Consider the following 26,458-nt stretch of genomic DNA (forward strand, 5'->3'; position numbering starts at 1 on the left):
TGACCGGGTTGGGAGGAAGTGATGGCCGGAATCGCGTTGATCTCGGTGTCCGACAAGACCGGATTGGATCGGCTGGGACGCGGGTTGGTCGATCTCGGCTGGAAGATCATTTCGACAGGTGGTACCTCCCGCGCGCTCCGTGACGCGGGTTGCGAGGTGCTCGAGGTCAGCCGCCACACCGGTTTTCCGGAAATCCTTGGTGGACGAGTCAAGACGCTCCATCCGTGGGTCTTCGCAGGGATCCTCGCGGCGCCGACCGCCGAGCACGAGGCCGAGCTGTCGAAGCTGGAGATTCCGAACATCGACCTAGTGGTCGTCAATCTCTACCCGTTTCGGGAGACAGTAGCTCGAGAGGGTGCGGATCTCGAGGAGTCGGTCGAACAGATCGACATCGGTGGGCCGAGTCTGATCCGAGCGGCCGCAAAGAACCACGCCCGGGTGACAGTCGTCGTTGATCCCGCAGATTATGAGGAGATTCTCGAAGAATTGACTGTTGGTGAGCCTGGCGACGAGTTCCGTCGGCGGCTGGCGGTCAAGGCGTTTCGTCACACTGCCGCTTATGATTCCGCAATCGCCGCTCACCTGCCGCGCCTGATGGGAGAGGAACGACCGGCAGCCTCGGCCGAGGTGGCGGAGAAGCTCCTGAGCTGTCGCGAAGTGGAGCTACGCTATGGAGAGAACCCGCATCAATGGGGAGTCCTGGGACGCAGTGCGGCCGCTCGCGGCCTGGCGGGAGCTCGCCAGATTCAGGGTAAGGCACTCTCCTACAACAATCTCGGTGACGCCACAGGAGCATGGCGGTTGGTTTGGGATCTTCCGGGCGCCGGGGTCGCGGTGATCAAGCATGCGAACCCGTGCGGCGTCGGAGTCGACGACAACATGGCGGAAGCGTTCCGCAAAGCACGTGCTACTGACCCGGTGTCGGCGTTTGGCGGAGTGATTGCGGCAAATCAGGAGGTCGATGGTTCGTTCGCCGAGTTGGTTGTGGAACAGTTTGCAGAGGTCGTCATCGCGCCCGGCTTCGGGAAACACGCACGCGAGGTCTTCGCTCGGAAGAAGAATCTGCGGGTGCTCGAAGCCGAACCGGCTCGGGAAGGCGGGCTGGTTGTGCGTGACGTCGACGGCGGATTCCTGATCCAGAGCGCGGACGGCGGTTGGGACGGGGAGGAGAGGGAGATCGTCACCGAAAGGGAACCCGACCAGGACGAAATGCGTGCTCTCGAACTCGCATGGCGAGTAGTCAAGCACGTCAGTTCAAACGCGATCGTGGTCGGCGTCGAGGACCGGATCCTGGGGATTGGCGCCGGTCAGATGAGCCGGGTGGATGCCGCCAAGATCTCGGTCGCCAAGGCTGTCGAAATGGGTCATGACCTGGCGGGAAGCGTCGCGGCGTCCGATGCGTTCTTCCCGTTTCCGGACGGGGTCGAGGCTCTCAGTGAAGCGGGCGTTCGCGCTGTGATTCAACCCGGGGGATCGATTCGCGACGGTCAGGTGGTCGAAGCGTGCAACCAGCTCGGTGTGGCGATGGTTCTGACTCGCAGACGGCATTTCAGACATTGAGTCGTTGTTCCGGGCGGCTCGGGACGACCAGTACAGGTGGCTGGTTCGGGGATTCGGGGACAATCCCGGGGGTCTCTCCGGCATGGTGACCAGCGTTCTGGACCTTCCTATTGATTCGAGATAGCATGAGGCGAGAGATACCGACTTCTTGGGGGGTGCGATGGAGGAGTCGACCAATCACCAGGTGGTGCTTCGTTATCGAGACGGAAACCTCACCCGTGCCATCCTGACGAGAGATTTCACTCCACTGGATTTCGCAGTCGAGGCGGAAACCGATGACGGCGAAAAGCTGCGGGTGAACATCTCCGATCTCAAAGCTGTGTTCTTCCTCAAAGATCCGAGTCGTCGAGAGGCCGAAATGCAGCTCGGCTCTCTCGTTGGAGACACTCCGCAGGGGGCTCTCTCCCGAGTCGAGTTCTTTGACGGCGAGATCATCCACGGAATCGTCCAGGAGTATCGAATGGAGGATAGCGGTTTCTTCCTCTATCCGACGTCGACCGAGAGCAATAACGAGAAGATCTTCGTGGTTGCCCGATCGATCACCACCTTGAGTCTCGACGGTTGAGCACTCGTTCTTTCTTCAGAGTGGTCTTCTCGATCGTGGCGTGTGCCGCTTCGATCTGCCTTGCGCCGCGATCCGATGCACAAGTGACGGGGATGGCTGCGCTGGAGGCCTTGAGTACGGCCCTCCAGGCCGAAGTGGCGTGGCAGGCTTCCTATCGGCAGGAGTACATCGCGGCGGGTATGGGAGCAGGAGAAGAGGTCACCGGGAAGGTCGTCGTGGGCTGGCCCGACCGTGCGGTTTTTGTCGCAGACAGCCCATCCCGGCAACAAATGGGCCTCGACGGGCGGCTCGTGCGGTTGCTTGATGCCGAGATACCGAGCTGCGACGAGCATCTTCTCGACGATGACGAATGGGCGAGGGTGCCACTGGCAGCGGTACTCGATCCGAGAGGTGCGGTGGACCGGTTTTCGGTCCTCGATCACGGGGATCTTGGGTTTGTCCTCGTTCCGCGGGAGCCCGGAGGCGTTGAGCGGGTGATTGTTGTTCTCGGGGAAGGGCATCTGCCGAACGAGGTGATCGTGGTTGATCCGCAAGGATCGACGAATCATCTCTGGTTTTCCGGCTGGGAGTCGGTACAGGGTCCACCGAACGGAGTTTGGCTACCCGAGCCGCCTCTAGGTCTGGACTGTATTTCCGACAGTTAAACGGTCGACTGTCGGGATACTACATGCCGCGGTCGAGCAGGAGCCGGCAGGCGTGAATCAGAGCGTCGCGTTCGGGACCGGGAGGGAATGCCTGCGCCTTTTCCACAGCCTCGGTGGAGTGCATCTTCGCTCGTCTGAGAACCTCGTCGAGAACTCCTGACATGCGGACCATCTGCAAGAGTTCACCCTCCGAGATTGCGTCGAAGGAGCGGCTCGACACGACCTCTTCAAACCGGTCACGAGTCGATTGATCGAGCCGTTCGAGGAGAAGGATGATCGGCAACGTGACGTGACCCTCGAGCAGATCGGCCATCACCGGCTTGCCGAGCGCGGCACGGTCGGCCGTGAAATCGAGCAGGTCGTCGACCAGCTGGAAAGAGATCCCGACGTTGCGTCCGAACTCGAGCAGTTGCTCGGTGAGATGAAGGGTCGAGGGCTGAAAAAGGGCTGGTAGAGCACAGGCCGCTGCAAACAGCTCTGCAGTCTTTCGCTGTGTGATGTCCATGTAGGTCGGCTCGTCGACGTCGAGGCTTCCACGGATCTGATCGGCCAGAATCTCGCCTTCGGTCATCCGCAGGGTAGCCGACGTCAACACGCGCATCATCTCCACATCGCCGAGTTCGAGGCAAAGATCCATGGTCCGCGTATAAAGCCAGTCTCCGACCAAGACTGTCTTCTGGTTGCCCCATGTGTTGTTTGCAGTAGGTTTTCCCCGACGCAAGTCCGAACCGTCGATGATGTCGTCGTGGATGAGGGTCGCGGTATGGATCATCTCGACGATTGCCGCGTAGCGGACATCCCGCTCGCCCTTGTAGCCGAGCATCTTGCTCACTAAAAGTACGAACGCCGGGCGAAGGCGCTTTCCGCCGCTCCCAAGGACGTAGGTAACGACGTCGCGAACCATCGGCTGCGCGCCTCGAAACTCTCGATCGAAGAATGCGTTGACCTCGTCCAATCGATCAATGATCGGTCCGAAGACCTCACGAATCTGCCGTGCCTGCCTGAGCGAGGTGACCGTCGCCTTCATCCGCGGAGGATAGCACGGCTAATGAACTCGGGATTCGGAATTCGGTATTCCGCGTTGGGGAAACCGGATTAAATCCCTTTTCCAGATGGTATCTGGGAACAGTGCTGCTAACTGAAATTCAAAGCTGAAAATTCGAAATCAGAATTGGGTGCCTGGGAAAAAACTATCCCCAGACTGAAAGTAGTCTGCCGAGGGATGTGCGCGCACTTTGGGCGTGCGGATGGTGGGATTCACGGCCACAAAGATTGATGACTTTACGGTAACAGTCGACTGCAGTTTGCTCATCTTCACGACAATGATGTCGCAGATGACCTTTCATCAACCATGCTTCCGTGTGATTCGGGTCAACGTTCAATATTCTGTCGATGAAGATTTCGGCGACTTCCCATCGTTCTTCTGAAATTGCTCTTGCAGCATGTGCTCTGTAAACGCGAATCTGAGAATTGTGGTCACTCAGTTTTGGTCCTGATTCGCGCTGAAAAATGGAGAAGGTTCTCATCTTTTCTGGCCAAGGATGTCGCAATGAATTGTCGTTGTCAAGAGAATTTGACGAATAATGTTAGAAAAATTTCCCTTGTATTCGAAATCTGCCCTGGCTTTCGTACCTCAAAAACGCTCAGAATTCTACAAACAGGTAGATGTTAGTTGCATCGAGGATGTCTCAAGAGATTGATTTTGCGATGATATGAGTTCATAGAATTTTAGAGAACAAAGAATGTGCCAGAAGCAAATAGGCTCCGGACCGTGTCGACGATGCGAGGCGGGAGGTTGCGGGATCGCGCTATCATGGCGCCATGAGTCGACCAACCGAGGTGCCGCCTTTCGTTCATCTCCACCTTCACACGCATTACTCATTGCTCGACTCGGCAATCAGAATTCCGGACCTCACGAAACAGATATCCCGCCTTGGAATGTCAGCAGTGGCAATGACCGATCACGGCAACATATTTGGCGCGTTTCAGTTTCACAAATCCGCTCTCGAAGCCGGGGTAAGGCCGATCGTCGGTTGCGAGGTGTATGTTGCACCCGGTGATCATCGTGATCGAAAGCCGGTTCCGGGCCGGCGGCGACCGTACGATCATCTGGTGTTGCTGGCCGAGAATAACCACGGTTATTCGAACCTCGTCAAGCTTGTGAGTTCCGGATATCTCGAGGGCTTCTACCACAAGCCGAGAGTTTCAAAAGAACTGCTCGGTGCTCACAGCGATGGATTGATAGCCCTTTCGGCGTGTCTTTCGGGTGAGGTTTCGAGGCTCCTGTTGTCTCGGGAGCAGGAAAAGGCGCGTGAAGCGGCAGAGACCTACCGAGAAATCTTTGGCGACCAGAGTTTTTTCCTCGAAATTCAGGATCACGGCATGGCGGACGAGGAGTTCGTTCGTGCAGGCATGGTGGCGCTTTCGGGGACGACTGGCATTCCGCTGGTGGCGACAAACGACTGCCATTTCCACGAGCGCGAGGACACCTTTGCTCACCGTGTCCTGCTCGGCATCGGTCTTAATCGGGACCTCGAGGACCTTCAGAGAAGCTACGCCTATAACGCCGAATTCTACGTGAAAACCCCGGAAGAGATGTACAAGCTGTTCGCTGATTATCCGGGAGCTTGCGAGCGCACTGCCGAAATCGCATCTCGGTGCCACATGCGATTCGACACAGATACTCTCCACTTGCCGAAATTCAAGATTCCAAATGATATGAACCTCGAGGTTTTCCTCGCCGAGAAGGCGCAGGAAGGACTGACGAACAGGCTCAAGAAGGGAAACCCGAGGAAGTGCTCTACTCAGGACTATGAAACACGTCTCGAGCAAGAGCTCGACATCATTCGAAAAATGGGTTTCCCCGGTTATTTCCTCGTCGTGTGGGATTTCATCCGTCACGCGCGGGAGAACGATATTCCGGTCGGTCCGGGTCGCGGATCGGCCGCTGGATCCTTGGTTTCATATGCGCTTGGTATCACGGATATTGACCCTCTCGAGTTCGACCTTCTTTTCGAGAGATTCCTCAACCCGGATCGGATCTCGATGCCCGATATCGATATCGATTTCTGTCAGAGACGTCGAGATGAAGTGATCGAGTACGTGCGCGGACTTTACGGTGAGGAATCGGTGTCACAAATCGCGACTTTCAACATCCTCAAGGCGAAGTCTGCGGTTCGCGATGTCGGGCGCGTGATGGGCATGTCATTCGGTGACGTGGATCGGATCGCCAAGCTGATCCCCGATGAACTGAATATCACGATCGCGAAGGCTCTCGAGGATTCGCCGAGGTTGCGCGAGCTGGTCGAAAACGACGATGACGTCAGGCAGCTCGTAGAGACTGCTGCGCGGCTCGAAGGGCTCGCCCGCCACTGCGGAGTCCATGCTGCCGGTGTCGTGATCGCTCCGGAGCCGCTGGTAAATCTGGTTCCGTTGAACCGATCGTCCCACGAGGAGGTGACGACTCAGTTCGACAAGGACGATGTGGAGGCCCTGGGACTTCTCAAGATGGATTTTCTTGGGCTGCGGACACTGACCGTCATCGATGACGCGGTGAAATCAATCAGGCGATCGGAAAATCCCGATCTCGATCTCACCTCCATCCCGTTCGACGATCACGTAGTCTACGAACTCTTTTCGGCAGGGGAAACCGACGGCGTGTTTCAGTTCGAGTCCTCCGGGATGAAGGACGTGCTGCGAAAGGTACAGCCGCAGAGCTTTCTCGACATTGCCGCCCTGAATGCGCTGTATCGGCCAGGCCCGATGCAGTTCATCGATGATTATGCAGACCGCAAGCACGGGCGAAAAACCTTCACCTACATCTTCCCCGAACTCGAAGACATTCTCGGCGAGACGTACGGCATCATTGTCTACCAGGAACAGGTGATGCAGATCGCGGTCGAAATCGCCGGGTTCTCGATGGCCAAGGCGGACACCCTGCGCAAGGCCATGGGCAAGAAAAAGCAGGAGATCATCGACCGTGAAGGTGAGAACTTCATCCAGGGTGCGGTCGCCAAGGGCCATCCGAAGGACAAGACCCGGCAGCTGTGGAACCAGATCGTGCCGTTCGCGAAGTACGGCTTCAACAACTCGCACTCTGTGGCCTACGCGCACGTGGCATACCTCACCGCATACTTGAAGGCGCACTACACCCCGCACTTCATGGCAGCGATGCTGACCTCGGAAATGAACAATACGGATAAACTCGGCCAGTACCTCGTGAGGTGCAAGCAGATGGAACTCGAGATCCTGCCGCCGGACATCAACGCGTCGATGCCGCACTTCACGGTCGAGAATGGTGGTATCCGTTTCGGACTGGCAGCGATCAAGGGTGTGGGCCTTGCCGCCGTGGAACCCCTGCTCGAAGCCAGGTCACGAGTCGGTGAATTCTCCTCGGTCTCCGATTGCCTGCGATCGCTGTCGGCCCGTTCCATGAACCAGAAGGCCCTCGAGAGCCTGACCAAGGCAGGTTGTTTCGATCGCTTCGACATCAGCCGAAAGGGCATTCTGGACAATCTCGAACGCCTGCTCGAGATGGCCGGGCGGGAGAGAGAACAGCGCGAGCTCGGACAGGGCTTTCTCTTCGATGCTCTGCCGTCCGAGGCACTCGAGGACGAGCTTCGCAAGGCCGTCCGGGCGGACGAGGCAGAGCGATTGTCTTGGGAGCGAGAGGTTCTCGGCTTCTATCTCACAGGTCACCCGTTGGCTGCTTTCGATGAGCAGCTCGACCGGTACTCTGATTGTCGAGTCGTCGAAATCGCCGATCGTTTCGCCGCTGGTGCCGAGCATCTTACAGTCGGAGGACTGGTCACCAGTCTCAAGGTGATGCCGATCCGTAAGGAGGGCCGCAACCAGGGTCGCAGAATGGCCGTTTTTCGGCTCGAGGATGCGGCCGGTGCGGTCCGGGTGGTCGCCTTTCCCGATGTCTTCGAAGCCTACGAGCGACTGCTGGCTGACGGGAAGCCAGTGTTGGTCGTGGCGACCACCAGGGGCGAGGGCGAGCACGTCGAACTCATGGCGGACGAGGTCGTGGCTCTCGACGGCATCGACTCGCGGCGCGCGGCAGCGCTGCGAGTGGTGATTGACCTCGATCAGGTGGACGAAGAACGGCTCGAAGAGATTCGCGAGTATCTGCTCGAACATCCGGGTGAGATGCCGGTCAGGTTCGAGCTGCTCCGGCGAGGTCGTTTCCGCGCACGACTGGTGCCGCCGCCGGCATTGACCGTCGATCCTCGTACTGCTACCAGGGACGGGCTCAAACGTCTCCTGGACGGTGGCTGGTGCGAGTACGAGTTCGACTCCAAAGCCCGCAACGGCGGTGGCAAGAGCGTGCGACCGCCGTCCCCAACTGCAACCGGTGATTCAGCGGAGTTGGTGAACTAGCAGGGGAGAAAAGGAGAAGAGAAGAAAAGGGGAAGAGCAGGCGGGGGGTGGCAGCCAGTTGTCGCCCTGCCCTCTGCACCTTTTCCCCTTTTCCCCTCTGCAACCAGCGTCACTCCGCCTTCAAAACCTTGTATTTGCCGCTCAGCCATCGCTTGACATCAGTCTTGTACCAGCGTGAAAAACGCCTGCCCGAAGGACCACCGGCAAGAACAGTGAGCGCGCTGTCTTCGCCGAGATCGGTGATGAAGCGCCAGGATGGCGTGAAGGTTGTTTGCCTGTTGTGGGCGGTGAAAATACCCCCCTGAACGATGGTGGCGCGATTTCCCTGGACCTGGATGGGACCGTGATCGAAACCGAGCCACGTGGGCAACCGCCCGTCAAAAAATATGTTCTTCATCATGACCTGTTGGCGGCGGCCCCACGGGCTGATTGCTTCCACATCGACCTCGGTCAGGACCTCTTCGAGAACGCGACGGAAAAGGACTTCCTTGCCCTCCTCTCCGAACCATGATGCTTCGTCGCCGAGCAGAACCCGGTCGAAAAGGTGGTAGTAGTCGGCGACAATCGCTGTCGTCTCGATCGTCGCGTCCCAGATGTCCTCGCCGAAAAGGCCCCTGCCGAAAACTTCTCTGAGAATGGCGTGGTAGACAGTTTCGAAGAGGGAAGCGCCGCGAGATCCGTAACCGTATCGACAATCCCATCCAGCCAGCATTCGACCGGCAAATGTCTCGGGAAGCAGCGGCCGGAGGATTTCCATGAACCGTTCGGCCTGGAGCGAGTAAACATCGTTTTGAACGTGTCGCATATCGTCCTGAGAGCAAGCATCAATCGCGGAAAGCAACGAGCGAATCCGGTCGACTCGATATGAACCCATCGGCAAATTGATGACCAGCCGGCCGTTCTCCGGATTGAGGTCGTTGTTTGCGGTCGCGAGAAATCCCTCGGGTGGGTTGAACAACGAGTGGAGTTGATCTGCCGACACCAGCCCACGCCACCGCATCTTGTCATCCCAGGCGGGTACGGGGTGCAGTCCCGAGTGTTGCCGATCCGGAAGGAGCCCGGATTGCTGGTAGCCGATATTGCCGTCGCGATCGGCCAGCAGCCAGTTACAGGAGATTGCCACCTCGCGAACGATCGTCTGCGCTTCGAGTACTGTTGTGGCGGTAGGCAGGCGCGCGAGGGCATCGAGAGATGCCGAGCCGCCCCTTCGGTGTGCCGACCACGCACGACTGAGGTAAAAGCCGTTCTCCAGATCGGGCTTCCGGTTGTCGCTCTCGAGCACCCCGAGATCGGTTTCGCGAATCGTCACTTCAACCGGGCTCGCGCCTTTCCTGGCAATCTTCTCGGTTCGGATCTTCAGAGGTACAAAGGAATCCCCGCGTTGATAGCTGTCATCCCTGCATTTCTCGACAAAGAAATCCACCATGTCCATGAACCCGTAGGTGAAACCGAAGCTGAGATCTCGGGTGCGTCCCATGACGAGGCCAGGAACGCCGGGCATCGTTGCACCGATCCGATAGTTGTCGGCGGTATGCATGACTGCTTCGTACCAGATCGCCGGCAGCCTGTTGCACTCGAGATGGGGATCGTTGCACTGGAGCGGTTTTCCCGAAACGGTCTTCGAACCGGAAATCGCCCAGTTGTTGCTAGCCATGATGGTCGGCACCGGTCCGAGGAACCTGAGGGAGGCTGGAAGCAGCGGTTGGAGGTATCGAAGCTTGGCTATTGCGTCGATAGTCTGCTGATCGAGAGCTTCGAGGTGGGGCGCGGTGAGTCTGGCCAGCCGTTCGATTGACACACCGCCTCGAATGGCTTGGATGAGGAACTTTTCCATGTCCTGTTGCGACTGCGCGAGGCCGACGTAGGACATGAGCTTGACGGTCAAAATGGTGTCGGCGATTGTCCACCACTCGGGGTCGTGACGGACCAGAAGTAACTCCAGCGGACGATGATTGGTGGAGAGCCAGTGGTTGATTCCCTCCGCATAGGCTTCGCCCAATTCTCTGCCCTCTGCAATGCAGTTGACCGCTTCAACCTTTGCATATCGGGCGATACCGAGCTCTCGCATGAAGATGTCGATCTCGAGCGTCTCATCGTCATTGATGAGGCATTCGCAGAGTCGCCCTTGCCCGATGAGGCGAACCAGGATCATCTGGACAAATCGGTCCTGCGCATGAGCAAAACCCAACCCCCGGGCGAGATCGAGATCGTCGTCCCCCCAGAGCATGATGACGCCGTTCTGGTTTCGCGCGATCTCGATCGTCGATCCAGCGATGTCGATCTCCCGTCGCCTGCCGGTGATCCTCATCTTCTCCCCCCGCGGCTGCCATTATTCCCTATCCCGCTGCTGAGAGTGCCGAGTCAGTTCACGCTCAGGAATGGTCGGAGCGGGCGAGAGTCCGTAAAACCTGACGCCGAGTCTGAATGTGCTGACGAAGCTATCGCGACAGCGACCGCGCTCGTGCTCGATCGAGGTGGTTCGGACTTTCTGATTGGCCGTACGCCCGACGAGCCGTCAAGCCCCGACGCGGTGTGCCAAGTTACGCCAAACGAGCGAGATAGCCGAAACTCGGGGTATTCTTGAATGAGCATGGATTTCAACGCCGAGCAGTCGAAGCGCGAGATCGTGGAGTCGCTGAGAGAACAGCGATGGGCTGAAGCCCTCGACGGCCTCGAGGTGTGGTGCGAACGGTTTCCGAACGACTCCCGATCGTGGCTCAATCGCGGATATTGCCTGGTACACCTCGAGCGGTATGACGAGGCCGTTGCCGCGCTCGACCGGTGCCTCGAGATCGATCCGTCCTCATCGACCGCGCTGGGATGGCGGAAGAAGGCTCTGGCAGAGCTCGATAAGGCGTTTTCGGTCGCGAAGTCTCGAACAGACGAGTCGAGGTCTGATTCCGCTTCACAGGCCGCGAATGGAAAAACGCGTCGGGTCTCGCGAGAGGAATCGGCGGCACCATCCTTCGCAACTGTTGCTGCAGCAGACACGGGCCGAGGCTGGATAGCCGGCACGGTCGTGGATGGCCGGTACGAGGTGCGCGAGGTTGCGCGCGGCGGGATGGCGGTTGTCTCGATCGCCTTCGATCGAGAACTGCAACGAATGGTGGCTGTGAAGACCCCCCTTCCATCGGTCCTCGCGACCGAAGACGGGAGGGCGCGGTTCCAGAGGGAAGCCGAATCATGGATCGCTCTCGGAGTTCACCCCAACATCTGTTCCGCATATTACCTCCAGGAGATAGGAGGTATGCCCCGGCTGTTCATCGAGTACGTCGATGGAGGCGATCTCGGCTGTTGGCTCAGGGGAGAGCAGGAACCGAGCTTCGAACAGCGATTCGACATCGCGATTCAGATAGCCAGCGGGCTCGACTACACCCACAACTTTCTGTGGACTGACGATGATGGCGTCCAGCACAGGGGCATCGTCCACCGCGACATCAAACCGGCCAATGTGCTCCTCACGTCCGAAGGAATCGCCCGGGTGACCGATTTCGGTCTGGTTCGCGCGGAGGGGACCGAGAAGAACGTTGAAGGCGACATCCGCGAGCAGATGCCGCCGTTCCTGAAACACACCGCGGGACGTGAGGACGCCTCGATGGGCAGCGGCACCTGGCAGACGGTGACGGTGGACGGTGGTCTTGTCGGCACACCACCGTACATGGCTCCCGAGCTTTGGCGTCAATCCCTCAGGGGAACGGTCGCGACGGACATTTACGCATACGGCTGTATGCTTTACGAAATCTTCTGCGGCCGTCGACCCTTCATGACGCCCACCGATGCGGCGTCCCAGACCCGGGAGAACCAGCTCAGCGGCTGGATGCGCATGCACGTGCGTGAGGAGGCCCCCGATCCGCGTCTCTTCGAGCCGAGTATTGGAGGGCGTCTCGCTTCTCTGATGCTGTCGTGCGTCGAAAAGGACCCGAATCGGCGCCCCCGATCATTTGGACCGTTACGTGAATGGTTGGTCGGGATGTACCGGGAGTCGACGGGTCGGCGTTACCCGCGACCGGAGCCGCAGCGCACGCGGCTGCTCGCGGACTCACTCAACAATCGAGGGGTCTCCTTCATCACGCTCGGACTCGCGGAGCGTGCGGAAACCAGCTTGCGCTCCGCCCTCGAGACGGATCCTCGGCACCTCGAAGCGACCCTCAACTCGAGTCTCCTGGAATGGCGTCGAGACGGATTGACAGATGCGGAACTCGAGCGCCGTTTCAGCGAAGCTGAACGAGCATCCGGCGATGTTGCGAGAGGCCAGCTGCTTCGCGCCCGCATGCGGCTCCTTCTGGATGATCCCATTGGGGCCATATCCGCATTGGAATCTACGGGCACCGAAGGGCATTCGCATGCCGACAAACGAGAGCTCGGCCTCGCTCTTCTTGCTCGATACAATCTGCAAGGAAACGACGGAGACCTGAAACGGGCGCATGGACTCCTTTCAGAGGTCGTCGAGGCGAGCCCGTCCGACATCGGAGTCGTAGTCGCGCTGGGCGAAATCTACAGATTGCAGGGGAATCACGAGGTCGCTGAAGAAGCCCTGACCAGAGCCCGGTCCCTTGATGCGAACCTCGGGGAGAGCTTATCCCTGGCGGTGGCCAACTATCTGCCGGGTCATCTGGTCACTCGAAAAATGGCTCACCAGGCCCCTCTGCAGAGCCTGCTCGGACTGCCCAACGGCCAATTGGTTGTGCGGTCGGTGGCCGGTGAGGCAATGGTTTGGGCCCGAACCGGGAACCAGCCCATCCACCGTATCAATCTCGGTGGGCCGGCTCGCCAGGGTCGTTCAATGACCGCAGTCGACGATGTCCTGATCGCCTGCCTGGAGAACGCACCGCTGACTCTCTTCGACCTCGGGACTGGGCAGCGGTTGCGAAACCTCCGTATCCACCCTGGTGTTGCGATTTGCGTAGCCGCCTCTCCTGACTGCCGTTCGGTGGCCTCGGGAGGGTCCGATCGCAATCTGAGAATCTGGGATCTCGAGAGTGGTGAGTGCACGCAGACACTTTCGGACCACGGCGCCTTTGTCAGCGCCGTTGGCTGGCTTCCGTCCGGAGGGCAAGTGGTTACGGCGAGCGCCGACGGCACCGTTCGTATCTGGGATCCCGGCGAACAGCGATGCATCCAGGTCTTAGAAGGCCATCGCGGGCCGATTCGAGATATTGCGATCGCTGACGATGGGCAGGTTGCACTTTCCGCCGGTCAGGACGGCTCGATCGGGGTGTGGGATCTCGAAGAAGGGCGTTGTATCCGGTTTCTGAGGGGGCACAGCGGTGCAGTGACCGCCATTTCTCTGGTCGGTCGAACGGCGGTGTCCGGTGGTGAGGACAACACTGTCCGCATCTGGAACGTTGACACCGGTGCGGCGCAACGGATCATGCGACTGGCCAACCCGGTCCAGGACCTGGCTGTCGTGAACCATGGGCAACACGTGGCCGTGGTCCACAGCTCTTCGGTGAGCCAGCTCCTTCTGCCTCTGCATGTACCCTACCGGCTACCGCTCGCACTTGCCCAGAGCGCGGCTTCCGGCGAGCTTGCCGGTCGAGACAGAGAATTCCGCGCCCACATCAATCTCGCTCGAGAGCTGATCGACGCTGGCCAGCTTGAAGAAGCGATGCAACCGTTGCGTGCGGCTCGAGAGGTTTCAGGTTACGAGCTTCACCACGAGGCACTCGAGTTATGGAACAGGGTGTTGGCGTTTTTCCCAAAGAGTTCCCCACGATCGGTCGTGGAACTCCGCAGGATCGGCGGCGGCACGGTTGTCACGGCCTGCCGGCTCACCAAGGACAACAATGCGTGCTTCGTCGGCGGTGATGACGGATCGCTGAGAATCTTCGAGACTTCCACAGGCGCCGAAGAAGGCATGTTCGAGGGCCATGCGGACAGTGTCACGGCTGTCGCGGTCTGTGACGACGGCGAACTGCTGGCATCGGCAGGCAAGGACGGTGTGGTGAGGTTGTGGGAGAAGGGGCAGGCCGCATTTCTGCGCGAGTTCAAAGGGCACGACGGACTCGTCCAAGCTGTGGTTTTCGATCCCGACGGTTCAGCGGTCGTCACGGCGGGCGATGATGGGACTGTTAGGCGGTGGCCGCTCGACGAAAATTCGTTGCCGGAGCTCCTCGGCCGTTGTGAGGATGCGGTCACTGCGCTTTCTGTGTGTGCGGACGGTCGATTCGTGGTCGGTGGCGGATGGGACAGTCAGGTCACCGTCTGGAGCCTTTCCAAGGGTGAGGAACTCCGACGCATGGGGGGTCACGAGGGTGCGATCTTTGCGGTCGCGACCAGTCCGGACTGTCGGTTGGTTGCCTCGGCGGGGGAGGATGGCGACATCCGCCTATGGGACCTCGAAAACGGCCGTTGCTGGCGCGTCCTGTCGGGCCATGAGGGCAGCGTGCAAACAGTTGAGTTCACTCCCGATGCCCGGTTCCTGGTATCGGTCGGGAAAGATGCCACGCTGCGTTTGTGGAACGTCCGCACCGGTGTTGCCGAAAAGGTGGTTGAGGGTCACGCGGGGCCCATCACCGATCTCGCACTGAGTCGTGATGGCGGAGCGGCGTTGAGCGCCGGGACAGATGCGACCCTTCGCCTTTGGTTTCTCGATTGGGAACCGGAAACTCCCGAAGACGGACGGTGGGATGATCGTGCGCGGCCGTTTCTCGACGTATTCCTCCGGCGGCTCGAGCGTGAGACACAGGGCGGAGGCCCGCCCGTGTGGAACGATCAGGACATTGACAGACTGATCGAAGACCTCGGGCATCGGGGATTTGGATGGCTCGACCGCAATATCCTGCAGCGGGAGCTCGAGAAACTCGCGAGAAACCGGGATGAGCAGAGGGACGAGGAGCAGCAACGGACGAGGGAGCTCGCAAAGCGGCGGGCGCGTCAGGTGCGGATGGCCCCGGCAAAACAAATTGCCGCGGGCCTGACCGAAAATCTCGGCATCAAACTGGCAGGTGCAGCTGGGCTGGCGATCGTGGTGCTCTTGGCGTTGACGAGTTTGCGTACTCCGGACAGCGGAGAGATTCGATTCAACGACAAGTTGCACGGAGAGGTGTCTCTTCTCACTCGCGAGCGCGGAATTCGACTCAAACGCGGTATGGTGCTGGCGTATCAGAACCGACCGTCAATGGGTTCGATCAATTGCAGCGACGGCACATTCGGAGAGTTCCTGTCCTTTGTGCTGAACGCAGAGAGTGCGGTCGATCCCCCTCTCGATCCGGGTGTGCCTGCTGCCGACCTCAACTTCAGAGACCGTTATGCAGGCTCGGTGAACTGTGTCGGGAGGCTCGGCGATCGAGGGGTGGTCGATGACCTGCTCGAGCGCGCTGCGAAAAACCTCCATCCCTACCGCCTCGAAGATCTGCTGTCGATCATGGTGCGAGTCGGTGGCGGTGAAGATCCTCGAGTGCTCGGAGAACTGGACAGCCGTTCAGAGACCGTGCGGCACTTTGCTGCCCTCAGCGTGATTTATGGCGGAAACGAGAATGGTGTCGAGGCTCTGGTGGATGGACTCCAGAGCGACGAACTGCGGGTAGTCGAAGGTGCGAGTTATGTTCTTACGGAGCTCATCGCAATTGGAGCAATTGACGAAGGATCGGCCTTCGAAACTGTCCGCGTCCTGTGTCGCAACATCGACCCGAACGTACGGCGAAACGCCGTACGCGCGCTAGTGCACTTCGAGTTCAAAGGCCCGGCGCGCCACCTGATGGATGAGCTTCTCGAAGACATCGACTCCGAGGTTCGCCTCGCCGCCCATCGGACCCGGGAGACCATCCGCTCGGTGAAGATTCACGAGCTCTTCGGTTAGTCCGGATCCATTCACCAATCAGGCGCTGCCACCCGACCGGTACAATGACCGCTGGAAAGGGATAGGTGATCGGCATGCGTATCGTTCATTTCCTGACGGAATCCGGCTCCGAGTGGGGCTCCGTCGTCGATGACATGGTTTGCCACCTTTTGCGGGGGCCGTTTGAAGCTCTCGAGACGGGTCGGTCGATAGCCCGATTGGAGGATGTCGATCTGCTCGCGCCTGCGCAACCGACCAAGATCGTCTGTGTTGGCCGCAACTACGCAGCCCACGCGGCAGAGCACGGTGCCGACGTGCCGACGGAACCGCTGCTGTTTCTCAAACCGCCGTCCTCGGTGATTGCCCCGGGTGCCGAGATCGTGCTCCCGGACCTGTCCTCGCGAGTCGAACATGAGTGCGAGCTGGCGTTGATCATTGGTCGGCGCTGTCGCCACGTATCGACGGAGAACGCGTGGTCGAACGTATTTGGCATCACCTGCGGCAACGATGTCACCGCCCGAGATCTCCAGCGCTCCGACTCGCAGTGGACCCGCGGCAAGGGATTCGACACCTTCTGCCCCCTCGGACCATGGGTCGTGACCGACCTCGGCGAACACGAGGTCGGCGAGCTCCAGGTGAGGTGCATGGTCAACGGGGAGGAGAGACAAAGCGCCAGCACGGCGCAGATGGTGTTTTCGCCGTCTTTTCTCATCTCGTATATCACCCAGGTCATGACCCTCGAGCCGGGCGACGTCGTGATGACCGGCACCCCATCCGGAGTCGGACCGTTGCATTCTGGGGACGAGGTGACCGTCGAAGTGGAACGCGTTGGCAGGCTCACCAACCCAGTCGCGTGACGAATTCGAATTTCGGATTACCCGCCAACACCTGGATTGACTCCTGATTCGCGCGAAAAGACGGGCTTTGAATACCCGAAATTTGAAGTATCCATAGCGAGGTTATCCACCCTACTGGAGGCCGTTTGAACGAGAAAAAAGAGAATGCCGCTCAGAAGACCTGCGTCGTTACCGGTGCGAACTCGGGCATCGGCAAGGAGATTGCCCGCGGATTGGCGGGTGAAGGCTGGCGAGTTCTCATGGTGGTCCGTAGCCGTGAGAAGGGCGAACCGGCACGAGCGGAGATCATGGGATCTACCGGAAATCGGCAGGTCGAGCTCCTGATTTCCGATCTTTCCTCCCAACGCGAGGTGCGGGAGCTGGCGACGGCCATTCTTGACCGAAGTGATCGGCTCGACGCTCTGATCAATAATGCCGGACTCACTCTCGGGAAACGCATCCTCACGGAGGATGGCATCGAAACGACCTTCGCTGTCAATCATTTGGCGCCGTTTCTGCTCACCAACCTCCTTCTGGACAGGCTGAAGCAAAGCGCGCCCTCGCGCATCGTGAATGTCGCCTCGGATGCCCATCGAAGGGGAGCGATCGATTTCGACGATCTGTCCGCCGAACGAGGCTATTCGGCCTGGCGGGCCTACAGCCAATCAAAGCTTGCCAACATCCTCTTCACGCGACAGCTCGCGCGACGGCTCGAAGGGACCGGCGTGACCGTGACCTGTCTCCATCCAGGGGTTGTGCGCACCGGCTTCGGTCGTCAGGGTTCTGCGTTCATCCGGGTCGGAACGAGGATTGCCGGGGTGTTCCTGTTGTCGCCGAAGAAGGGCGCAGACACCGCGATATGGCTGGTCACCTCTCCAGCGGTCGAGGGCGCGAGCGGCGGGTACTACGAAAAACGACGTCTGACCGAACCGTCGAAACCTGCCCGGGATTCGGCGGCCGCCGAGCGCCTGTGGCGCCTCAGCGAAGAGATGGTTGGACTCAGGACCGACGGACTTTGAGTGTGGAACCGCCACTCAACCTTCGCGCTTCGCGAAACCGAGGGAAGGGGCGGGAAATCCGAATACCAAAATCCGAAATCCGAAATTCGTGTTGCGCGTGTATGATTCACCGTCAATGAAAAGCACATGGGCAGCTCTCACACCGCTGGCGGCTCCGATCTTCGTGATCGCGCTCTTGGCTGCGGGTTGCGGGCCGGAGCAGCCCGCTTCCAGACTGCGTATGACATACCCTCACGAGCTGGTGACGATGGATCCACATGCCCACTCTGATGGTGTCACACGCAGGGTTCTGTCGGCAGTGTACGAGGGCCTTGTTCAGTTCAAGCCGGGGTCACCGGTCCAACCTTGTCTGGCTGATCGTTGGACGACTCCAGATGCATTCACTTGGCGCATCCACCTTCGCGATGGCGTGCGATTTCACGACGGCAGACACCTCACTGCGGATGACGTTGTGGCCTCGATCGAACGAGCACGATCGGGCGAAAACCGGGGCCAGCAGCTGGATGACATTGAAGGGATCCAAGTTGCCGAGAACGACGTTCGGACGATAGAGGTGAAAACCAGACACCCGGCTCCGTTGCTGCTCACCCGGCTCGAGTCTGTGGCGATAGTGCCACGGGATTTCAAGCTGTCGGTTCCGATCGGGACAGGCCCATATCGGCTGCGGGCCGGCTCGGTCGACGGTCCGGTCCTTCTCGAACGATGGGATGAATACTGGGCCCGGGCACCGGACTTCGATCAGATCACCATTCAGTTCGTGTCGCTACTCGAGGAGTTGGCCGACCTGGTGGACAGTCAGAACGTGGACGTCGTGGCTCTTGCTCAGGAGCGCTTTGTCAACGATTTCGAGCCGACACCAGGGTGGAGAGTTGAAGCTCTGCCAGCGGTGGCCACGACCTACCTCGGCATCAACATCACCACACCCCCGTTTGACGATTTGCGGGTACGAAAGGCCATCGATGACCTGATTGACCGCAGACAGCTGGTCTCCGAGATCTATCCCCCGGGATATGCGACACCGGCCTATTCCCTGGTGTCGCCCAAGATCTTCGGTTATGGTCCGGAACAGCGGGCTAAACATCCTGACCCGGAGCAAGCTCGACAGCTGCTCGTCGACGCCGGGGTGAAGCCGGAAACGGAACTGAATCTGGACTTCCAGGCGCGCTACGAGCCCGTGGTTGCCCCCCTGGCTGCGATGCTGGCTGAAGCGGGTCTCGTTGTTGTGCCCCGGTCGCACGAGTATGAAACGTTCTACCGTCGGCTCGAGGAGGCCGAAAACGATCTGTTTTTCTTCAGCTGGAACTTCCGGGTCCCTGACGCATCACCATTCCTCGAGCTTTTCGTTCAGAGCCGGAATCCGGACCGTGGGCATGGCAGCTTCAACGGAGCAGCCTTGAGCGATCCGGAGATCGACCGGCTTCTCGAGGAGGCGGCGCACGAGACTCGATCCGAATCGAGGCTCGATCTCCTGCAAACGCTTCTTGCCGATGTGGATGCGAAGTATGTGTATTTACCGCTCTTCAGACCCGCACCGATCGCGCTGGTTCGGGAACCACTCGAGGTCTTAGGCCATTGCATGCGGCCTCAAGATGTGCACCTGAGATGAGAATACACCTTTGAAACTTGACACGAAGTGCGCACCTCACTACAAACGGTGCGAATAACGGCCGACAGCCGTCACTACAGGAGGTTACTCGATGAACGACAAGAAAGCAGATCTCGCCGGTCCGGGAATCAGTACTTACGAGGAGGTGGCGAAGATCCTGCCCACCGACTACGAGCCGCTTCAGAAACCTCTCGAACGCATGAAAGCGGTGTACGAGGCCAAGCAGTTTATTGAGAAAGGCCTTGCCGAGGAGCTGAACCTGACAATGGTCCAGGTGCCACTGATCGTCGACCGCGACAGTGGAGTCAACGACTACCTCGATCGAGACGGATCACGGACCCCTGTCGACTTTCAATGCGGGCTCGGTCTCGAGACTCCGATACAGGCTCAGGTCGTGCAGGCGGCCACCAAATGGAAGAGGATGGCGCTCGCCCAATTCGGTTGTGAGGTGGGTGAGGGCATCAACACTGATATGCGTGCGGTGCGCAAGGACTACTTCCTCGACCACGATCATTCGTCCTACGTTGACCAGTGGGACTGGGAAAAGGTCATCACCCCCGAGCAGCGAAATCTCGACTATCTGACCGAGACAGTCAAAAAGATCTGGAAGGTCATCTACGGCGCAGGCCAGCATGTCAGGGAGCTGTTTCCGGAGCTCAGGAACGACAGATACCCGGATTTTCCCGAAGAACTTACCTTTATTCACGCTGAAGAAATCCTTGAGCGCTACCCCGATCTGCCGCGAAAGCAGCGCGAGACCAAGATCATTCAGGAGTATCCGGCGATATTCATCTACGGCATCGGCTGGCCGCTCGCCGACGGCTATCCGCACGAGATGCGGGCGGCCGACTACGACGACTGGGTCACAGAGACCACATCGGCTGACGGCCGACCGATGCACGGCCTCAATGGCGACATCCTGGTCTGGAACCCGGTCACCAGGCGGCGCCACGAGCTCAGCTCGATGGGGATTCGAGTCACCAAGGACACGATGAAGGTGCAGCTCGAAATGAGTGGTCAGCTCGACTTCCTCGAACTGCCATATCACCAGGCGATCCTCAACGACGAGATTCCGCTCTCGATCGGTGGCGGCATCGGCCAGGCTCGAACGTACATGTACCTCCTTCGTACGGCTCACCTCGGCGAGGTGACAGTCACCGTGTGGCCGAAGCAACTGAAGGAGATATGTGCGGCGAGGAACATACACGTTCTCGAGTGACCTCGACCACGAATTCAGAATTCGGAACTCTGAATTCGGAATGCCATCAGACTATTTCGGATTCCCTCCACCGGGTGATGGGAGGGGGGATTCAGAATTCAGCCCGCCAGGGCTACCGCTTCCATTTCGATCTGGACGCCGAGCGGGAGGGCGGCGACCTGGACTGCCGAACGCGCCGGCGGTTCAGAGGGGAAGAATTCGGCGTAGATCCCGTTCATCGCCTGGAAATCTCCGAGATCGGTCATGAAAACAGTCATTTTGACGACTCGATGGAGTCCGCTGCCGGCGGCACGCAGCACCGCATCGACGTTCGAGAGAACCTGGCGGGTCTGGTCCTCGATCGTCTCTGCCTCGATCTTTCCGGACGCGGGATTGATCGCGATCTGTCCGGCGGTGAACACGAATCCGTCAGTGGAGATGGCTTGAGAGTAGGGTCCGACCGCACCCGGTGCCTCGGTGGTAGCGATGACCTCACGTTGTTGACTCATGTGTGACCTCCTGTCAGGAGGTAGAATACCCGAGTTGCCATGACTACCTTCTGGCGTGTCGTCGCCTCACCCGCACGCTTCTACAAGCGATTCATCTCGCCTTTCATGCCACCAGCCTGCCGTTTCCAGCCGACCTGTTCTGTCTATGCGGCGGAAGCGATCGAAACCCACGGACTGTTGGGTTTCTGGCTGGCCATCAAGCGTATCCTCAAGTGTCATCCGTTCCACCCCGGCGGCTACGACCCCGTCCCACCGGCGACCCGCGACGAAGACCACACAGCCTGAGCCATCAAAATGCGCATCCAGCGATCTTTTTGGCAGACGGCCGTACGGCTTCCACCGCCCGCCCACGGCAATAGGGCCCCGACCGTCCGTTCTCCTGCTTCGGGCACTTCAATCTCGTTGTCGAGCCGTCAAGCCGTGAAGCCGTTGAGCCGTAAGGCCACGCGAGACGAGTGGCTAGCCCTCAATCCGCTTCGCCAACCACGCCTCCATCCGATCGAAGACCTCCTCCTTCTCCGGCTCGTTGAACATTTCGTGGTACAGCCCGTCCCATTCGACGTAATCGACCAGATGATCAGGCGCATTTGCGACCCATCTTCTGGTTGCAGCCGGGTCGGCGAGGAGGTCGTCGCCTGACTGCATCACCAGGGTTGGCAGGGTAAGCGAAGGTGCCCGGGCCAGGGTATCGGCGTGCGCTCTCAGGACCGAGGTGAACCACCTGGCCGACACGGTGTCGCTGACCAGCGGATCGTTGATATAGGCCTCGGGAACCGCCGGGTCGTGACTGAGCGCGCTCGGCTCCGCAGGTTTCGAAAACATCAGCTTGGGTACGAACGTCGAGACGATGTTCGCCACCATGTGCAGGGCTGGCGGTGGAGCCGCGCTCGGGTGGACGCCGAGGAAGGGTGACGACACGACGATTCCCGCGAGCCCAGTCGGGTGGATCAGGGCGTCTCGGAGCGTGATCAGCCCTCCCTGGGAGTGGCCAACCAGAAAGAGCGGCAGGTCGGGTTGCGCCTCGCCGACCAGCGTGCGGACGGCAGCGAGATCGGTCAGGAATTCGTCAAAAGAATCCACGTGCACCCGAAGTCCGGGGCTCCGGCCGTGACCCCGATAGTCGTGCGCCCAGCAGTCGAAACCGGCCTCGGCGAAATGATCGAGAACATGGACATAACGGCCCGTGTGCTCGGCGAGTCCATGGACAATGAGCAGCGCTGCGCGAGGGTCGCCTTCGGGCGAGTGGCGACGCCAGAAGAGTCGATTGCCGTCGGCACTCTTTGTCCATCCCTGATCTGTTTTCACCCGTTTCCCTCCCGACGGTCCGCGCGCACCCGATCGACCGCCAGTTGCCACCCTCGATAGAGTTCGTCTCGATCGGCGGCCTTCATCTCGGGTTCGAATCGGCGGTCCTCCTGCCACGCGCCAATAAGCTCTTCGGGATTGCGCCACATGCCGGTGCACAGCCCGGCGAGAAAGGCGGACCCCGCAGCGGTCGTCTCCAACAGGCGAGGGCGAACCACAGGTACGCCGAGGATGTCGGCTTGGAACTGCATCAGGAAATTGTTGGCGGCCGCACCGCCATCGGCTCGGAGTTCATGGATCGGTTCGGCCGAGTCGCTGTTCATTGCGTCGACGACGTCGCGCGTCTGGTAGGCAATGCTCTCCAAAGTGGCGCGAATGATTTGTTCGCGGCCGCTGCCCCGTGTGAGACCCACGACCGCTCCGCGCGCCTCCATGTCCCAATAGGGTGCACCCAAACCGGCAAACGCCGGCACGACGTACACGCCCTGTGTGTCGTTCACCCGCATGGCGACCTCTTCGGTCTCAACAGCGCTGCCGACGAGACCCATCTCATCGCGAAGCCACTGAATGGCGGCGCCTGTCGTGAAGACGGAGCCTTCCAAGGCGTACGCCGCGTTCCCGTGGGCGTCGCAACAGACGGTGGTCAGCAGTCCGCAGCTGCTTCTATGGAGTTCGGAACCGGTGTTTTTCATCACGAAGCAACCGGTGCCATAGGTGTTCTTCACCGTTCCCGGTTGCCAACATCCCTGGCCGTAGAGCGCGGCCTGCTGGTCGCCCGCCATACCCGCCACCGGAATGCCGCCGGGCAGGGCGCCGGCGGGAACCGTGGTTCCGAAGGTCCAGGAGCTCGGTTTGATTTCAGGCAGCATGGCTTCGGGCACTCCGAAAATATCGAGCAGCTCGGGGTCCCAGGCGAGCTTCCGTATGTCGTAGAGAAGGGTTCTGGAAGCATTGGTCGGTTCGGTAGCGTGGACCTCGCCTCCGGTGAGTTTGTAGAGCATCCACGTATCGATGGTGCCAAAGACAATCTCGCCCGCTTCGGCGCGTGGTCTCGCGTCCGGGTGGTGATCGAGGATCCATTTCACCTTCGAACCGGAGAAATAGGGATCGACAACCAGTCCCGTGTGCGCGGCGATCAGAGGCTCGAGACCGTCGTCACGGATCTGTTGGCAAATGTCCGCAGTCTGGCGGCTCTGCCACACGATTGCGCGATGAACAGGTTCGCCGCTGGCCCGATCCCACACCACGGTGGTCTCGCGCTGGTTGGTGACCCCGACGGCGCGGAGCTCGCCATCGGCCAGCCCGGCCTCTTCCAGTGCGACACCAATCACGCTGAGAGACACCCGCCAGATTTCCTCCGGGTCGTGTTCGACCCAACCGGGCTGCGGGTAGTACTGGCTGAACTCCTCGGTCGCACGTCCGAGGACCCTTCCGTCGCGGTCGAGCACCAAGGCGGTCGACCCAGTGGTCCCCTGGTCGATCGCGAGCACGGCGTCAGGCATGCATCCTCCCCGTGGTAGTGTACTGAAGATAATCCGGGTTGAGATTTTCGGCTGCGAGGAGGCGAGATGGATAGACTGATCGAAGTGGTTCGGAGCCTGATACCGATGACGATCGTGATCATCATCGGTGTCGGTGCCATGTCCATTCTCAACCGACGCATCGTCAAGAAAAGTGCCGATATGGCGGAAAAGGGCACCTTCAGGCGACAGATGGCCATGACCTTCACGTCGCTCATCTTCGTTGTCGCTATCCTCGTCACGGCTCCGCTCGATGACGGGGTTCGCGGAAACCTGATTTCCCTCTTCGGAATCGCGCTTACAGGTGTCATCGCGTTGTCCTCGGCGACTCTGGCATCGAACGCGATGGCGGGTCTGATGCTTCGCGCGATTGAAAACTTCAAACATGGCGACTTCATCAGTTGCGGCGATCTCTTCGGTCGGGTGACCGAACGCGGCCTCTTCCACACCGAGATCCAGAATCAGTACTCGGATCTCATCACCCTGCCGAATCTGTACCTCGCCACCAACCCGGTCACGGTCGTTCGTTCGTCAGGCTCGTTCGTGGCTGCAAGACTCTCGCTGGGATACGACCTCCAACACGACGAAATCGAGGCTCTCCTTCTCAGCGCTGCGGAGCACACCGGTCTGGTCGAGGCCTTCGTGCGCATTCGTGAGCTCGGAGATTTCTCGGTGACCTACGAGGTCGTCGGAAGGCTAGCAGACACCAAGAAGTTCCTCGGCGCGAAGTCGACCCTCAACCGAGCCGTGCTCGACACCCTGCATCAGGCCGGTGTCGAGATCGTCTCGCCGACCTTTGTGTACCAGAGGCGGGCACAGGCTGACCGGGCGTTCATTCCTGAGATTCCCTCCGACAAGCCGGTCGAACAGACCCGGGAGCGGGCTCCCGATGCGCTTGTCTTTGACAAAGCTGACCAGGTGGAGAAGGTGGAGGATCTCCGCGCCCGCCTGACCGAGCTCGACAAGGAGATCGGCGAGCTTGGTGAGAAGGCGAAACGTGCGACTGAAGACGAGGCGGAACAGATCGAAGAAACGATCACGATCCGCAAACGGGTTCGCGAGCGGCTGGTCGCGCGAATCGCTGAACTCGAAAAGAAGGTGGACGAGTAGTCGTCCACCCCTCCTCGCATTTCGGATTTGGAATTTCCCGCCCACCCTAAAAGCGTTTTCTGGGGTCGTACTAGAGAGCAGTACACTGAAAGCCCGCACCGAGAATCCAACATCCAGCATCCAGAATCCAGCATCCAGAATCTCGACCCTCAACCCAACGCCCGATCTAAGACCTCGATCAGGCGATCAATCTCTTCGGGTGTGTTGTAGTGCACCAGGCTGGTCCTGACGACGCCATCCTCAGGAATCAGCCCGGCGGCCTCGCACAGGTGGTAGGCGTACATGTGGCCATGGCGAATGCCGATTCCGGATCGGTCCACCTCTTCGGTGATCTCGGCAGAGCTCTTGGATTCGTGTACGAAGCTGATAGTGCCGACGCGCGACGGCCCGGCGTCGGTCGGACCGAAGATCCGCACGTCGTCTCGCGAACGCAGGTACTCGATGAGGCGGGCCTGGAGCGGAAGCTCACAGGCGGTCATCACATCGAATGCGCGCTCGACTGCCGCCCGATCCAACAGCTCCGGGTCGGGAATGTCGGCGAGGAAAGCCAGGTAATGGCGCAATCCGCGGATGCCGGCGCAACCCTCGTGATTGACCCCGCCGACCTCGAACTTGTAGGGCAGCTCATCCTCCGGAACGAAGAAATGGTTCGGTCCCGGCAGCTCGGCAATCGCATCGCGTCGTCCCCACAGGGCGGCCATATGCGGGCCATAGACCTTGTAGGCCGAGTACGCATACCAGTCGACCGTCCAGGCCGAAACGTTCATCGCGCGGTGGGGTGCATAGGCGACTCCGTCCACCACCACCCGGGCCCCGGCCGCGTGGACCAACGAGGTGATCGCCTCAATATCCACAATGCCTCCGAGGAGGTTGGATACGTGAGGGAATGCGACGAGAGCGGTGCGGTCGGTGAGGAGGGTTTCGAGCGCCTCGAGCGGACACTCGTACGTGGCCGGATTCATCTTCCACCAGCGAAGGGTAAAGCCAAGCCGTTCCAGGTTTTTCCACGGACCGACGTTTGCCTCGTGCCCGGTCTGCGCGACGATGATCTCTGCGTCGGTCGCGAGCACCCGTGCGTAAGCACCCGAGAGCATCTGCAGGAGGGCCGACGTAGACGGACCGAGGATCACCTCGCCGTCGCCCCCGTTCATCATCAGGCGGACAAAATCGTGCGCCTCATCGACCAGTTCCGTCGCACGCTGCGACAGGGGATAGCTGGCGCCAATCTGCACATAGGTCGTCAGCATGTAGTCGCGGATACTGTCAACCACGATCGCCGGTACCTGCGATCCGCCGGCGTTCTCCAGATACACGGTGTTCCCCGCGAGGGCAGGAAACTGCGAGCGAATCCGCTCACGATCGTCGCTTGAAATCTGAATCATCACGAGGTCCCCCCATCCAGAAATCGCAGAAGGCTGCCCGCA

At 59.9% G+C, this 26,458-nt stretch carries 17 protein-coding genes; 11 read left to right on the top strand and 6 right to left on the bottom strand.

Features of this window, described 5'->3' with window-relative positions; all coding sequences use genetic code 11:
- Positions 1-21: 21 nt before the first annotated feature.
- The 3 genes from purH (at position 22) to LJE93_17155 (ending at position 2,769) form a co-directional block, all read left to right on the top strand.
- Positions 22-1,560, top strand: a complete 1,539-nt coding sequence (purH, locus tag LJE93_17145; GenBank protein MCG6950643.1) for a bifunctional phosphoribosylaminoimidazolecarboxamide formyltransferase/IMP cyclohydrolase — start codon at positions 22-24, stop codon at positions 1,558-1,560.
- Positions 1,561-1,720: 160 nt separating this feature from the next.
- Positions 1,721-2,125, top strand: coding sequence for a hypothetical protein (locus LJE93_17150; GenBank protein MCG6950644.1), 405 nt, complete (start codon positions 1,721-1,723; stop codon positions 2,123-2,125).
- Positions 2,122-2,769 carry an outer-membrane lipoprotein carrier protein LolA gene (locus LJE93_17155; protein MCG6950645.1) on the top strand — a complete coding sequence of 216 codons (648 nt, stop codon included), beginning with the start codon at positions 2,122-2,124 and terminating at the stop codon, positions 2,767-2,769. Before LJE93_17150 ends, LJE93_17155 begins: the two co-directional genes overlap by 4 nt.
- Before the next feature lie 19 nt (positions 2,770-2,788).
- Here LJE93_17155 and LJE93_17160 read toward each other — a convergent pair whose 3' ends face one another.
- Complete coding sequence (locus LJE93_17160) at positions 2,789-3,796, bottom strand: polyprenyl synthetase family protein (protein MCG6950646.1); 1,008 nt, start codon at positions 3,794-3,796, stop codon at positions 2,789-2,791.
- 794 nt (positions 3,797-4,590) lie between these two features.
- Between LJE93_17160 and dnaE the strand changes: the two genes are divergently transcribed.
- A complete protein-coding gene (gene dnaE, locus LJE93_17165) occupies positions 4,591-8,151 on the top strand; it encodes a DNA polymerase III subunit alpha (GenBank protein ID MCG6950647.1) in 3,561 nt (1,186 codons plus the stop codon).
- A gap of 109 nt (positions 8,152-8,260) precedes the next feature.
- Here dnaE and LJE93_17170 read toward each other — a convergent pair whose 3' ends face one another.
- Complete coding sequence (locus tag LJE93_17170) at positions 8,261-10,459, bottom strand: penicillin acylase family protein (GenBank protein ID MCG6950648.1); 2,199 nt, start codon at positions 10,457-10,459, stop codon at positions 8,261-8,263.
- A 282-nt stretch (positions 10,460-10,741) separates the two neighbouring features.
- Here LJE93_17170 and LJE93_17175 point away from each other — a divergent pair, with 282 nt between their 5' ends.
- From LJE93_17175 to asnA, 5 genes are all read left to right on the top strand, one after another.
- Positions 10,742-15,952 carry a protein kinase gene (locus tag LJE93_17175; protein MCG6950649.1) on the top strand — a complete coding sequence of 1,737 codons (5,211 nt, stop codon included), beginning with the start codon at positions 10,742-10,744 and terminating at the stop codon, positions 15,950-15,952.
- A 74-nt stretch (positions 15,953-16,026) separates the two neighbouring features.
- Positions 16,027-16,788 (top strand): fumarylacetoacetate hydrolase family protein, encoded by a 762-nt coding sequence (locus tag LJE93_17180; GenBank protein ID MCG6950650.1) that lies wholly within the window; start codon positions 16,027-16,029, stop codon positions 16,786-16,788.
- A gap of 125 nt (positions 16,789-16,913) precedes the next feature.
- A complete protein-coding gene (locus LJE93_17185) occupies positions 16,914-17,786 on the top strand; it encodes an SDR family oxidoreductase (protein MCG6950651.1) in 873 nt (290 codons plus the stop codon).
- 115 nt (positions 17,787-17,901) lie between these two features.
- Entirely contained in the window at positions 17,902-19,392 is a 1,491-nt protein-coding gene (locus LJE93_17190; protein ID MCG6950652.1) for an ABC transporter substrate-binding protein, read from the top strand.
- A 91-nt stretch (positions 19,393-19,483) separates the two neighbouring features.
- Positions 19,484-20,611 (top strand): aspartate--ammonia ligase, encoded by a 1,128-nt coding sequence (gene asnA, locus LJE93_17195; protein ID MCG6950653.1) that lies wholly within the window; start codon positions 19,484-19,486, stop codon positions 20,609-20,611.
- Positions 20,612-20,709: 98 nt separating this feature from the next.
- Here the strand turns inward: asnA and LJE93_17200 are convergent, their stop codons facing one another.
- The gene (locus LJE93_17200; GenBank protein MCG6950654.1) at positions 20,710-21,099 is read right to left on the bottom strand and encodes a RidA family protein; all 390 of its coding nucleotides are present in this window, start codon (positions 21,097-21,099) and stop codon (positions 20,710-20,712) included.
- 39 nt (positions 21,100-21,138) lie between these two features.
- Between LJE93_17200 and yidD the strand changes: the two genes are divergently transcribed.
- Complete coding sequence (gene yidD, locus LJE93_17205) at positions 21,139-21,384, top strand: membrane protein insertion efficiency factor YidD (protein ID MCG6950655.1); 246 nt, start codon at positions 21,139-21,141, stop codon at positions 21,382-21,384.
- A 174-nt stretch (positions 21,385-21,558) separates the two neighbouring features.
- Here the strand turns inward: yidD and LJE93_17210 are convergent, their stop codons facing one another.
- Complete coding sequence (locus tag LJE93_17210) at positions 21,559-22,404, bottom strand: alpha/beta hydrolase (protein ID MCG6950656.1); 846 nt, start codon at positions 22,402-22,404, stop codon at positions 21,559-21,561.
- Positions 22,401-23,906 (bottom strand): glycerol kinase GlpK, encoded by a 1,506-nt coding sequence (gene glpK / locus LJE93_17215; protein ID MCG6950657.1) that lies wholly within the window; start codon positions 23,904-23,906, stop codon positions 22,401-22,403. Before glpK ends, LJE93_17210 begins: the two co-directional genes overlap by 4 nt.
- Positions 23,907-23,972: 66 nt before the next feature.
- On the opposite strand from glpK, the gene LJE93_17220 reads away from it, so the two are divergent.
- Positions 23,973-25,034 carry a mechanosensitive ion channel gene (locus LJE93_17220; protein ID MCG6950658.1) on the top strand — a complete coding sequence of 354 codons (1,062 nt, stop codon included), beginning with the start codon at positions 23,973-23,975 and terminating at the stop codon, positions 25,032-25,034.
- Between the two features lie 149 nt (positions 25,035-25,183).
- Here the strand turns inward: LJE93_17220 and LJE93_17225 are convergent, their stop codons facing one another.
- On the bottom strand, positions 25,184-26,416 hold the full coding sequence (locus LJE93_17225; protein ID MCG6950659.1) for a cysteine desulfurase-like protein: 1,233 nt from the start codon (positions 26,414-26,416) through the stop codon (positions 25,184-25,186).
- Positions 26,417-26,458 lie beyond the last annotated feature (42 nt).

Source organism: Acidobacteriota bacterium (assembly GCA_022340665.1).
In the GTDB taxonomy this organism is placed as follows: domain Bacteria; phylum Acidobacteriota; class Thermoanaerobaculia; order Thermoanaerobaculales; family Sulfomarinibacteraceae; genus Sulfomarinibacter.